General features: G+C 72.5%; 10 protein-coding genes. 6 read left to right on the forward strand and 4 right to left on the reverse strand.

Features of this window, described 5'->3' with window-relative positions; genetic code table 11:
* Window positions 1-80: 80 nt before the first annotated feature.
* Complete coding sequence (locus tag DN051_RS22330; RefSeq protein WP_112439365.1) at window positions 81-911, forward strand: endonuclease/exonuclease/phosphatase family protein; 831 nt, start codon at window positions 81-83, stop codon at window positions 909-911.
* On the opposite strand, the gene DN051_RS22335 is transcribed toward DN051_RS22330, so the two are convergent.
* A complete protein-coding gene (locus DN051_RS22335) occupies window positions 803-2,422 on the reverse strand; it encodes a CehA/McbA family metallohydrolase (protein ID WP_112439366.1) in 1,620 nt (539 codons plus the stop codon). The genes DN051_RS22330 and DN051_RS22335 overlap by 109 nt on opposite strands.
* Before the next feature lie 154 nt (window positions 2,423-2,576).
* Here DN051_RS22335 and DN051_RS22340 point away from each other — a divergent pair, with 154 nt between their 5' ends.
* The 3 genes from DN051_RS22340 to DN051_RS22350 all read left to right on the forward strand — a co-directional run bounded on the left by DN051_RS22340 (window position 2,577) and on the right by DN051_RS22350 (window position 6,728).
* On the forward strand, window positions 2,577-3,425 hold the full coding sequence (locus tag DN051_RS22340) for an LLM class F420-dependent oxidoreductase (RefSeq protein ID WP_112439367.1): 849 nt from the start codon (window positions 2,577-2,579) through the stop codon (window positions 3,423-3,425).
* A 38-nt stretch (window positions 3,426-3,463) separates the two neighbouring features.
* Entirely contained in the window at window positions 3,464-6,049 is a 2,586-nt protein-coding gene (locus DN051_RS22345; protein WP_053760918.1) for a bifunctional FO biosynthesis protein CofGH, read from the forward strand.
* 106 nt (window positions 6,050-6,155) lie between these two features.
* Window positions 6,156-6,728 carry a hypothetical protein gene (locus DN051_RS22350; protein WP_112439368.1) on the forward strand — a complete coding sequence of 191 codons (573 nt, stop codon included), beginning with the start codon at window positions 6,156-6,158 and terminating at the stop codon, window positions 6,726-6,728.
* A 113-nt stretch (window positions 6,729-6,841) separates the two neighbouring features.
* On the opposite strand, the gene DN051_RS22355 is transcribed toward DN051_RS22350, so the two are convergent.
* Window positions 6,842-7,393, reverse strand: a complete 552-nt coding sequence (locus DN051_RS22355; RefSeq protein WP_053760920.1) for a DoxX family protein — start codon at window positions 7,391-7,393, stop codon at window positions 6,842-6,844.
* Window positions 7,394-7,793: 400 nt separating this feature from the next.
* On the opposite strand from DN051_RS22355, the gene DN051_RS22360 reads away from it, so the two are divergent.
* Window positions 7,794-8,906, forward strand: a complete 1,113-nt coding sequence (locus tag DN051_RS22360; protein WP_053760921.1) for an ADP-ribosylglycohydrolase family protein — start codon at window positions 7,794-7,796, stop codon at window positions 8,904-8,906.
* Between the two features lie 31 nt (window positions 8,907-8,937).
* Here DN051_RS22360 and DN051_RS22365 read toward each other — a convergent pair whose 3' ends face one another.
* Both DN051_RS22365 and DN051_RS22370 read right to left on the reverse strand, forming a co-directional pair.
* Window positions 8,938-10,500 carry a sodium:solute symporter family protein gene (locus DN051_RS22365; protein ID WP_053760922.1) on the reverse strand — a complete coding sequence of 521 codons (1,563 nt, stop codon included), beginning with the start codon at window positions 10,498-10,500 and terminating at the stop codon, window positions 8,938-8,940.
* A 148-nt stretch (window positions 10,501-10,648) separates the two neighbouring features.
* Window positions 10,649-11,434 (reverse strand): SDR family oxidoreductase, encoded by a 786-nt coding sequence (locus tag DN051_RS22370; RefSeq protein ID WP_112439369.1) that lies wholly within the window; start codon window positions 11,432-11,434, stop codon window positions 10,649-10,651.
* Window positions 11,435-11,507: 73 nt separating this feature from the next.
* Between DN051_RS22370 and DN051_RS22375 the strand changes: the two genes are divergently transcribed.
* Complete coding sequence (locus tag DN051_RS22375) at window positions 11,508-12,347, forward strand: hypothetical protein (protein ID WP_053760924.1); 840 nt, start codon at window positions 11,508-11,510, stop codon at window positions 12,345-12,347.
* Window positions 12,348-12,366 lie beyond the last annotated feature (19 nt).

Below are 12,366 nucleotides of genomic sequence, written 5' to 3' on the forward strand. Positions count from 1 at the left end.
GATCCGTGCGGCTCCTGTGTCGTGCGGCGGTGGCTGTTGCTTCAATGGTCCTCGGACGTGGTGCGACGAGGGCGGTGGCCATGCGGGTCGTGACCTGGAATCTGTGGTGGCGGTTCGGCCCCTGGGCGGAACGGCAGAAGGCGATCCTCGGCGCGCTGCGGGAACTGCGCCCCGACGTCGTGGGCTTGCAGGAGGTGTGGGCCACCGACGGGGAGAACCTGGCCGAGTGGCTGGCCGGGGAACTCGGACTGCACTGGACGTGGGCCCCCTCGCACGCCCCCGAGCGCTGGCAGCGCCGGATCGGCGACCCCGGTGTGCGCATCGGCAACGCGGTCCTCAGCCGCTGGCCGGTCGAGGCGCGGGCGGTGCTGCCGCTGCCCGCCCCGGCGGAGGTCGACGACGGCCGGCTCGCCCTCTGCACCCGGATCGTGACCCCCACCCACGACGTGCCCTTCTTCACCACGCACCTCACCTCGGCCCTGGACGGCTCGGCCACCCGCTGCCGGCAGGTCTCCGTCCTCGCCGAGTTCGTCGGGGAGCACTCCGGCGGCACGCCGTTCCCGGCGATCGTCACCGGCGACTTCAACGCCTGGCCCGACTCCGACGAGATCCGCCTGTTCGGCGGGTACCGGACCGCGCCGGTCGTGCCCGGGCAGGTGCTGCTCGACGCCTGGCAGTACGCCGAGCCGGGCGCTCCGTCCGTCACCTGGGACCCGGCCAACCCGTACGTAGGGGAGGGCCGGTACCCCGGCGCGCGGATCGACTACATCCATGTGGCACCCCCCGGTCCGGGCGGCCTCGGTCATGTACGGGCGGTCCGGCGCGCTTGCGACCGCCCGGTCGACGGCGTCTGGGCCTCCGACCACGCGGCCGTCGTCGCCGACCTCGCCGACCGGCCCGACCACGCCTGACGGCGTCCGAGGAACACCGGGTTCGTGAACGCCGCCAGCGCCCCCGGCAGCGGCGCCAGCACCGCCTCGTGGCGCAGCTCGGCCCGCACGTAGGCGGCGTACGCCGCGGTCGTCCGCCACTCCACCACCCCCGAACCCGTCACCGGCAGGGGAGCGCTGGTGTGCAGCACGCCCTGGTCCGTGACGAACCGGACCGCGCAGCGCGGGGCACCGGTGACCTCCAGCCGGACGGTCACCGGGGTGTCCGGGCCGACGTCCAGACGCTCGCCGATGCCCGCGTGCTCACCCCGCCCGCCGGACGCCGTGAACGACAGGACGACGTTCTTCGACTCCGCCACGTACGAGCGCCCCGCGCGGATGCCCGCCAGGACGGCCTCGCGGGTCAGGTCGTCGGCCAGGACCACGGTCTGCGGAAGGCCGACCACGTCCGGGTCGCGGTGGGCGTCGCTGCCGCCCATCGCCGGGATCCAGTCCCGGCCCTCGCGCACCGAGGCCACGAGCGTGCCGTCCCAGTCGGCCAGCGACACCTCGTCGTCGGGGGTGTAGGGGCCGTTCCACACCTCGACGGCGTCCGCCTCGCCGAAGCCGAACTTCCAGTTGCAGCCGATGCAGGTGGCGTGCGGATGGGCCGGTACGACCAGACCGCCGGCCCGGCGGATCTGCCGGGCGAACCGGCCGAAGCGGTTGTCGCGGGCCCGGTAGCGCCAGTCGACGAAGGTGCCGGGCTCCGTGCCGACGGCCACCACGTGCCCGTTGCGGGTGGTGACCTCCTCGCCCAGCATCACCAGCAGGTCGTCGCTGGCGACGTCCGCCCAGTGGGCGTGGCCGGCGTGCGTGTTGTGCTCGGAGGTGTTGATGAAGTCCAGCCCCGCCGCCCGCGCGAGGGCCCCGATCTCCGCGGGGGTGCGGCGGCCGTCGGAGTGCCAGGAGTGCAGATGGCAGTCGCCCCGGTACCAGTCCCGGCCCCGGCCCTTCGCCCGCCGCGGCGGGTGGACGGGCGCGGCGACGGCGCCCTGCTCACCGCGGACGAGTGTGACGTCGATCTCGTACGTCATGCCCTGCGGCGCCACCGTGTAGGGGCCGAGCACGATGTGCCAGGTGCCGCGGCGGATCGGCCCGGGGAGGTATCCGGGCGTGGCGTCGTCCGCGCGCAGGAAGAACTCCGTGCGCGCGCCGCCCGACCAGCCGCGGAAGCCCCGGCCGCCCAGGTCGGTGCCGCGTTCGTCGAAGATGCCGATGTCGAGGGCGTTGCCCGCGGTGCCCGCCGGGACGGAGGGCCGGTCGTAGGTGTACGCGACCCTGATCTCCCGTACGCCGGAGGGGATCTCCAGCGGCAGGTACACGAAATCCGGCGAACCGGTGGGCAGCGTGCCCCGCACCGTCCGTGTCTCCTGGTCGCCGTCCGCGGCCCCGGCGCCGCTCGCGAAGGTCACGCCACCCAACGTAAGGGCGGTCGCGGCTCCCGTCACGACCAACGCGCGTCTGCCGATGCCCTCGTGGTCCTCGCACATACCGTCAGTGTGTCGGACACTGGTGAACTGCGGTACAGGAAAAGGGAATTGGGGTTCCTGGGAGCCTCGCCCGCCGGCGTTCCGGCCGGCCTCTCCCGGTGAATCCCGACCGGTCGGTATGGACAGATGCGGCGCCTGCGGGTAGAGATGGGGCATGCGTATCGCCGTCACGATCTTCCTCACCGACGAGACCGTCACCCCGATCCGGCTCGCCCGTGAGCTGGAGCAGCGGGGCTTCGCCGGGCTGTATCTGCCCGAACACACCCACATCCCCGTCGAGCGGACCACCCCCTACCCGGCGGGCGGCGAGCTGCCGCCCGAGTACGGCCGCACCCTCGACCCGTTCGTCGCGCTCGGCCAGGCCGCCGCCGTCACCGAACGCCTCGGGCTCGGCACCGGCATCACGCTGGTCGCCCAGCACGACCCGATCGGCCTGGCCAAGCAGATCGCCACCCTGGACCACCTCTCCGACGGCCGCTTCACCCTGGGTCTCGGCTTCGGCTGGAACGTGGAGGAGGCCGCCGACCACGGGGTCGACTGGACGACCCGGCGCGAACTGGTCCGCGACCGGATGGCGCTGATGCGCGCCCTGTGGGCGGAGGAACCGACCGCCCACGACGGGGAGTTCGGCAGCGTCCGGGCGAGCTTCGCGCACCCCAAGCCGGCGCAGAAGCCGCGCGGCCCGGTGGCCGGTCCGCGCACCCTCGTCGGCGGTGCCGCCGGACCGAAGCTGTTCACGCACATCTGCGAGTACGCCGACGGCTGGCTGCCCATCGGCGGGCGCGGCCTGTCCGAGTCGCTGCCGCGGCTGCGTGCCGCCTGGACCGACGCGGGCCGTGACCCGGCCGCCCTCCAGGTCGTCCCGTACGCCGTGTACCCCACCCCGGGCAAGCTCGCGCACTACGCGCAACTGGGCATCGAGGAGGTCGTCGTGCAACTGCCGCCGGCCGGGGAGGCCGAGGTGCTGCGGGTGCTGGACGGGTACGGCGCCTTCCTCGACTGAGCCCCGGGCCCTGATCACGTCGACCGTATGCTCGAAGGATGACGACTTCCGCGACCTCTGGAACCGGACCCACCGAGAACTCCCTGCGTCGCGCCCTCAAACGCGCCCGTGACGGCGTCGCCCTCGACGTCGGCGAGGCGGCCGTCCTGCTCCAGGCCCGCGGCGAGGCACTCGAGGACCTCGCCGCGTCCGCCGCCCGGGTGCGGGACGCGGGCCTGGAGGCGGCGGGCCGCCCCGGCGTCATCACGTACTCCAAGAGCGTCTTCGTCCCGCTGACCAGGCTGTGCCGGGACAAGTGCCACTACTGCACCTTCGTCACCGTGCCCGGCAAGCTGCGCCGTGCCGGGCACGGGATGTTCATGTCCCCGGACGAGGTCCTCGACATCGCCCGCAAGGGTGCCGCGCTCGGCTGCAAGGAAGCCCTCATCACCCTCGGCGACAAGCCCGAGGACCGCTGGCCCGAAGCACGCGAATGGCTCGACGCGCACGGGTACGACGACACCATCGCCTACGTCCGGGCGATCTCGATCCGGATCCTGGAGGAGACGGGCCTGCTGCCCCATCTCAACCCCGGGGTCATGACCTGGACCGACTTCCAGCGGCTCAAGCCCGTGGCCCCGTCCATGGGCATGATGCTGGAGACCACCGCCACTCGCCTGTGGTCCGAGCCGGGCGGCCCGCACCACGGCTCCCCCGACAAGGAGCCCGCCGTCCGGCTGCGCGTCCTGGAGGACGCCGGCCGCTCCTCGGTCCCCTTCACGTCCGGGATCCTGATCGGGATCGGCGAGACGTACGAGGAGCGCGCGGAGTCCCTCTTCGCGCTGCGGAAGGTCGCCCGCGCCCACCACGGCATCCAGGAACTGATCATCCAGAACTTCCGCGCCAAGCCGGACACCGCGATGCGCGGCATGCCGGACGCGGAACTCGACGAACTGGTCGCCGCGGTCGCCGTCGCCCGGCACATCATGGGCCCCTCGGCCTGCCTCCAGGCCCCGCCGAACCTGGTCGACAGCGAGTACGAGCGGCTGATCGGCGCCGGTGTCGACGACTGGGGCGGGGTCTCCCCGCTCACCATCGACCACGTCAACCCCGAACGCCCCTGGCCGCAGATCGAGGAGCTCGCCCGCAGGTCCGCGGCGGCCGGCTTCGAGCTGCGCGAGCGCCTGTGCGTGTACCCGGAGTTCGTCACCCGCGGCGAACCCTGGCTGGACCCGAGGCTGCTCCCGCACGTCCGGGCACTGGCCGACCCGGCGACGGGCCTGGCACTCCCGGACGCGGTGGTGGAGGGCCGCCCCTGGCAGGAGCCGGACGAGGCCGTCCGGCCCTCGGGCCGCACCGACCTGCACATCACGATCGACACCGAGGGCCGCACCGGCGACCGGCGGACGGACTTCGACGTCGTCTACGGCGACTGGGAGGCCCTGCGCGAGGCGGCGGCCCCCGGCATGGCGCCCGAGCGCATCGACACCGACGTCCGCCAGGCGCTGCGCACCGCCGCCGACGACCCGACCCGGCTGACGGACGAGGAGGCGCTGGCCCTGCTGCACGCGGACGGCACGGCACTGGACGCGCTGTGCCGGGTCGCGGACGACGTGCGCAGGTCGGCGGTCGGCGACGACGTCACCTACATCGTCACCCGGAACATCAACTTCACCAATGTCTGCTACACGGGCTGCCGCTTCTGCGCCTTCGCCCAGCGCCGCACCGACGCGGACGCCTACACGCTCTCCCTGGACCAGGTCGCCGATCGCGCCCAGCAGGCGTGGGACGTCGGCGCGGTGGAGGTCTGCATGCAGGGCGGCATCCACCCCGATCTGCCCGGCACGGCCTACTTCGACATCGCGAAGGCGGTCAAGGCGCGCGTCCCCGGCATGCACGTGCACGCCTTCTCGCCGATGGAGGTCGTCAACGGCGCGACCCGCACCGGCATGTCCGTGCGCGAGTGGCTGACCGCGGCCAAGGAGGCCGGACTGGACTCCGTGCCCGGCACGGCCGCGGAGATCCTCGACGACGAGGTCCGCTGGATCCTGACGAAGGGCAAACTGCCGGCGGCCACCTGGATCGAAGTGATCACCACGGCGCACGAGCTGGGCATCCGCTCGTCGTCGACGATGATGTACGGCCATGTGGACCAGCCCCGGCACTGGCTCGGCCATCTGCGCACCCTGGCCGGCATCCAGCAACGCACCGGCGGCTTCACGGAGTTCGTGACGCTTCCGTTCATCCACACCAACGCTCCGGTCTATCTGGCGGGCATCGCCCGGCCCGGCCCGACGGCGCGCGACAACCGGGCGGTGACGGCGATGGCCCGGCTGCTGCTGCACCCGTGGATCCCGAACATCCAGACCAGCTGGGTGAAGCTCGGCGCGCAGGGCGCGGCGGAGATGCTCCGCTCCGGCGCCAACGACCTGGGCGGCACGCTCATGGAGGAGACGATCTCCCGGATGGCGGGCTCCTCCTACGGCTCGTACAAGTCGGTCAAGGACCTGATCGCGGTGGCCGAGGCCGCGGGCCGCCCGGCCCGCCCCCGGACGACGCTGTACGGCGAGGTGCCCGAGGAGCGCCGCCGGGCGGCCGAGGCCTCGGACGGGCACCTGCCGGCGCTGCTGCCGGTACTGGACTGAGCCGGGATCCGCGGCCGGGGCGGCCCCGGCCGCGGATCGCCCGGTCGGGCGCTCACAGTACGATGATCCGACCCTCGACACCGGGGGTCGGAGACTGAGGAGATGCGTGCCCGTGCCTGCCCGACGGCTTCCCTCGTGGGCCTGGGTCAGCGGCCTGACCGCGGGGGCGGTCGCGGCGGTCGCCGTGCTGGCCGTGCAGGCCGGCCAGGGAACCCGCCCCACCGCCACGGCGACCGTGCCGAGCCCGTCGGCGTTCCCCAGCGCGCGTCCCACCGCCGAGCGGCCGCCGGCCCCGCCGGCGGTCCCGGACGACTCCGGCACCGGGCGCCGCATCGTCTACTCCCTCGCCGAGCGGCGGGTCTGGCTGGTCGACGTCAACGACAGCCCCCGGCGTACGTTCACCGTCTGGCCCGGCACGGTCGACCCCGACCCCGGCAGCTACACGGTTGGCACCCGCACCGACGCCACGACCGGCTCGGACGGCGTGCCGGTCGAGCACGTCGTGTTCTTCGCCCTCAAGTCCGGCGTCAACTTCGCCTTCTCCGCGGCCGTGGACGGCTCCTCGCCGCCGCCGGCCGAGCCGGGTGCCCGGACCGGCGGCATCCGTATGAAGTCGGCCGACGGCTCCGCCCTGTGGACGTTCGGGTCGGCGGGCACGACCGTGACGGTCGTCGACTAGTGCCGTGGCAGGCAACGTTTGCCCGTCGCGACGGCGCGAACGTTGCGTGCTACGGCACTAGGACCTGTCGGTAAGGCGGTGTCCGGTCCCCGCTACGTCCGGTGCGCCACGGTTCACCTCAGGGCCAGCACGATCGCGGCTCCGGCACAGCCGAGGAGCAGGGCGAAGCCCGCCGGGCCCCAGCCGCCGTCCCGCCAGGGGAAGGGCACGTCGAGGGAGAGCCGGCCCGGCCCCACGGCGGCGATGGTGAAGGCGCCGACGGCCAGCAGCATGGGGTAGGAGAAGGCCGGCCCGGTCGACGACCACAGGCTGAAGTGGGGCGCGATCTCCATCGCGTTGATCATGACCCCGATCGAGGCCGCCGCGGCGAGCGGAGTGAGCAGCCCGACGGCCAGGCCGAGCCCGCCGAGGAACTCGGAGGCCCCGGCGAGCACGGCGTAGAAGAGGGCGGGGTCGTATCCCAGCTGGGCGAACCCGGCGGCCGTCGCGTCCGGGCCGGACCCGCCGAACCAGCCGAACAGCTTCTGGGCCCCGGCTCCCGCGAGGATCAGGCCGACGGCCAGGCGGAGCATCAGCATCGCGACGTCGGAGGCACCGGCCGGCATCGGCGCGGCACCCGTGCCCGGAACGACGGGCTGATCGGGACGCTCGGTGTGCAGTTTCATCGTGGAGTCACCTCCAGCGTCGCCGGTCCCGGTCGCCGGAGGTGACGGCGGCCCGGGGCGCCGCCGACGCGGTCAGGTGGAGAAGGCGGGCCGGCGCGGCCGGTCCGGGAGAGCCGGGCCGACGGTGCCGGGCACAGGAGTCGGACGGAGAACTCGGGCCGGGTACGTCGGGCGCCCCGGCTCCTCGGGCTCTCCACCCACCGTACTGCCCTGCCCACCACGACGCGTGACGACCGGGCGCCGCCGAGGCATCCGCAATGTCACCTGGTACGGCCGATAGCCGACCAGTCACGACAAGTTCGGTCACATTCCACATACCGATTCGCCTCTGATCCGACGCTTCCCGGTCGAATACAGTGCTGTGCTGTCGTACGTACGGACGGTGCCCCGGGGAGGTCTGGTGGATGCGACAGCCGGCGCCGTCTGGGGCCGCACCGAGCAGCAGGACTTCCGCAGCCGGGTGCGCGGAACGCTGCTCGGCGTGGCCGTCGGGGACGCCCTCGGCGCGCCCGTCGACACGCTCGACCTGGACGCGATACGGCAGGCGCACGGCCCGGAGGGCGTCGTCGATCTCGCGCCCGCGTACGGCCGGCGCGGCGCCGTGACCGACCGTACCCAGCTCACCCTGTTCACGGTCGACGGGCTGATCCGCGCCCAGGTGCGCCGTGACACCGGCGCCTGGCATCCGCCGACCGATCTGCACCGGGCGTATCTGCGGTGGGCCACCACGCAGCGTGACTGGGGGCCGGACGAGCGGCGCAAGGACGACGGCTGGCTGGCCCGCGAGGAGTGGCTGTACGCCCGCCGCGATCCGGCCCGCGCCCTGCTGCTCGGTCTCGGTGACGAGATCATGGGCACACCGGACGTGCCGAAGAACCCGGGCGAGGCGGGCCCGGAGGCCGCCGCCCGTTCCGCGCCGTTCGGTCTGCTCGTCGGCTGGGAGCCGCAGCTGGTCGCCCAGCTCGCCGTGGAGTGCGCGGCCCAGACCCACGGCCATCCCACCGCGTATCTCGCCGCGGCGGCCTACGCCGTGATCGTGCACGCCCTGGCGCGGGGCGAGACGCTCGACGGTGCCGTGCAGCGGACGCTCGCCCTGCTCGCCGCCCGGCCGGGGCACCAGCCGGTGTCGGAGGCGCTCCAGCACGCGCTCGGCGCGGTGCGCCAGGGGATCCCGACCCCGGCACGCGTCGCCGACCTGGCCGGCGCGGGCACCGCGGACGGGGCGGTGTCGGCCGCCGTCTACTGCGCCATGGTCGGCGAGGACGTCCGGCACGGTCTGCGCCTCGCCGCCAACCACGACGGCCCCTCGGCCACCGTCGCCGCCCTCACCGGCGGACTGCTCGGTGCCCTGCACGGCGAGACGGCCCTCCCGCCGGCCTGGCTGGCCGAGCTGGAGGGCCGTCCCACGATCCTGGAACTCGCCGACGACTTCGCGATGGAGATGACCCAGGGTCCGGCCCTGCACGGCCCGGCCGGCGCGTCACCCGCGTGGCTGGCGCGCTACCCCCGGTAGAGAGGTGGAGAGAGGGCGCGGCCCGCCGCGCTCAGTCCTTCACCGGCGCGGTGTCGTCGGCCCCGGCCTGCGCCGGGACGACCGCCGCGGCACCGTCGTCGTCGGTGTTGATCCGCTCGATGAGGGCGTCCCGCTCGGGGGTGTCCTCCGGCTTCACGTATCCGATCAGGATGTACAGGGTCAGGGAGACGGCCAGCGGCACCGACACCTGGTACTGCAACGGCACCCCGCCGTCGACGCTCCAGTGGATCGGGTAGTTCACCAGCCAGAAGGCCAGCAGGCCCGCGGCCCAGCTGGTGAGCGCCGCGGTCGGGCCGGAGCGCCGGAAGGTCCGCAGCAGACCCAGCATCATCGGGATCGCGATCGGGCCCATCAGACCGGCCACCCACTTGATGACGACCGTGATGATGTCCTTGAACGTGGGCGAGTTGACCTGCGTCGCCACCGCCATGGACAGCGCCAGGAACACCACCGTGGTCAGCCGCGCCGCGATCAGCCCGGACCGCTCCGACCACGACCGCGCCTTCGCCGACAGCACCGGCGCCACGTCCCGGGTGAACACCGCGGCGATGGCGTTGGCGTCGGAGGAGCACATGGCCATGGTGTGCGAGAAGAAGCCGACGATGACCAGGCCCAGCAGGCCGTGCGGCAGGAGCTGCTCGGTCATCAGGGCGTAGGAGTCGGAGCCGTCCGTCTTCTGCGACTCGACCAGCAGTGGCGACATCCACATGGGGAAGAACAGCACCAGCGGCCAGATCAGCCACAGCGCGGCCGACAGCCGGGCCGACCGGGTGGCCTCGTGCGGCGTCGGCGTGGCCATGTACCGCTGCGCCTGGTTGAGCATGCCGCCGTTGTACTCGAACAGCTTGATGAACAGGAACGCGAGCAGGAAGACCGTCCCGTACGGTCCCACCAGCGGCTTGTCGTGGCCCTGGAGCGCCGGTTCGTCCCAGGCGCCGAAGAACCCGATGCCCTTGTCGTCGAGTTCCATGATGACCGCGACGAACATCGCGAGTCCGGCCAGCAGTTGGATGACGAACTGGCCCAGCTCGGTCAGCGCGTCCGCCCACAGCCCGCCGATGGTGCAGTAGATGCCGGTGATCACACCGGTGATGAGGATGCCCTGGTTCAGCGAGATGCCGGTGAACACCGACAGCAGTGTGGCGATCGCCGCCCACTTGGCACCCACGTCCACGATCTTCAGCAGCATGCCGGACCAGGCCAGCGCCTGCTGCGTCTGGAGGTTGTACCGGTTCTTCAAGTACTCCAGCGGGGAGGCCACATGGAGCCTTGACCGCAGCCGGTTGATGCGCGGCGCGAACAGCTTCGACCCGATGGCGATACCGAGGGCGATCGGGAAGGACCAGGTCACGAACGAGGTCACGCCGTAGGTGTAGGCGATCCCCGCGTAGCCGGTGAACATCACCGCGCTGTATCCGGACATGTGGTGCGAGATGCCGGACAGCCACCACGGCATCTTCCCGCCCGCGGTGAAGAAGTCGCTGACGTTGTCGACACGTTTGTGCGACCAGACGCCGATCGCGACCATCACGCCGAAGTAGCCGATGAGCACGGCCCAGTCGAGACTGTTCATGTGCCAACCTTCCGGATTCCGCCTGGTGAACGGCCCGCTCATCGTGGGTGCGGCGACACGGACACGACAAGCGAGAGGAAGGTCAAGAGCAGGCAAAAAAGTTCTGTGAGATGACTCACGTTCATGAACATGAACGTCGCCGAAGGTGTCAGCGCATCAGCTCCCCGGCGTTGACCAGCAGCGACTGCCCCGTGATGGCCCGCGCCCGGTCCGAGGCCAGGAACACCGCGGCGTCCGCCACGTCCCCGTCCGTGGCCAGCTCCGGCAGCGCCATCCGGCCGGTCAGCCGCTCCAGCACCTCGTCCTCGGGTACCCCCTCGGTGTGTGCGGTGAACTGCACGTACGCCTGCACCGGCGGCCCCCACATCCACCCCGGCAGCACGGTGTTGACCCGTATCCGGTGCGGCCCGAGCTCCCGCGCGAGCGAGTACATCGCGCTGGTCAGCGCCCCCTTCGAGGCCGCGTACGCCGCCTGCCGCACCTGAGAGGGGGCCGCCACCGCCGACTGCGTCCCGACGAACACCACCGAGCCGCCGCACTCCTTGAGCCCCGGCAGGCACGCCCGGGTCATCCGCAGCGTGCCCAGCAGATTCACGTCGATCACCGAGCGCCAGGTGTCGAAGTCGGCGTCCTGGAGTCCGCCGAAGTGGCTGTCCCAGGCGGCCACGTGCACCACGGCGTCGAGCCGGCCGAACCGTTCCCGGGCCAGCCCGGCCAGTTCCTCGCACTGCGCCTCGTCGGTGATGTCCGTCGCCCGGTACGCCGTGTGCGCGCCGTCCGGGTCGATCGAGGCGGCGCTCTTGGCGAGGTTCGCCTCCGTCCGCGCGCCGAGCACGGCGTTCCCGCCGTCCCGTACGACCGCCGCCGCGACCTGGTGGCCCAGTCCGGCGCCGACGCCCGAGACGACCACGGTCCTTCCCTCCAGCAGTGACATCGCAGACTCCCCGCTCTGGCACTTTCCCTGACGGACCGTCAGAGTATGGGCGACCGGAGGAAAGGGGAACCGCATGAGCGAGGACACCCGCAGCGAGCTGTACGCCGAACTGGCCGCCGTCGGCCCCTACGGCGTCCGCCCCGGCCACGCGCTGATCACCATGGTCGAACCGCACCCGGGTCACGAGTACGCCTACAACCGCTGGTACGAGGACGACCACTACTACGCCGGCGCCATGGCGATGCCCTGGATGTACGCCGGGCGCCGCTGGGTGGCCACCCGCGATCTGCAACTGCTGCGCCACCCCGAGAAGTCGGCCGTCGCCCAGCCCGTCACCACCGGCTGCTACCTGTCCACGTACTGGATCACCGCCGGCCGGCACGCCGACCACATGCGCTGGACCGTGGGCATCAACAAGCGCCTCAACCACGACGCCCGCGTCTACCGCGACCGCACCCATGTCTTCACCGCGTTCCAGGACCACCGGACGACCGTCTACCGCGACGGAGCGGCAGGCCCCCGCGACTTCCACGCGCTCGACCACCCCTACGCGGGACTGGTCCTCCAGGTGATCGACGCCGAATCGGCCGAGCAGCGTGCCGCACTGCTCGACTGGCTGCGCACCCGGCACCTGCCCAAGCGGCTGGCCGGCTCCCCGACCGCGCTGGTCACCGTCTTCCGCCCGGTGCCGCTGCCCGGTGACCGGATGACGTACGTCCGCCAGGTCGAGGGGGTCGACACCCGGCTGACCCTGCTGTGGTTCCTGGAGGCGGACCCCAGGGAGTGCTGGGAGCGGCACTTCGCCGGGCAGTCCGACGCCGTCGAGGAGACGGGGCTCGGCCGGGTGGAGCTGGTCGCGCCGTTCATCCCCACCGTGCCGGGGACCGACCGCTATGTGGACCAGCTGCGCTGACCCCGCGGCAGGGCGCCGT

Origin of the sequence: Streptomyces cadmiisoli, from assembly GCF_003261055.1 — a bacterium.
Lineage (GTDB): Bacteria > Actinomycetota > Actinomycetes > Streptomycetales > Streptomycetaceae > Streptomyces > Streptomyces cadmiisoli.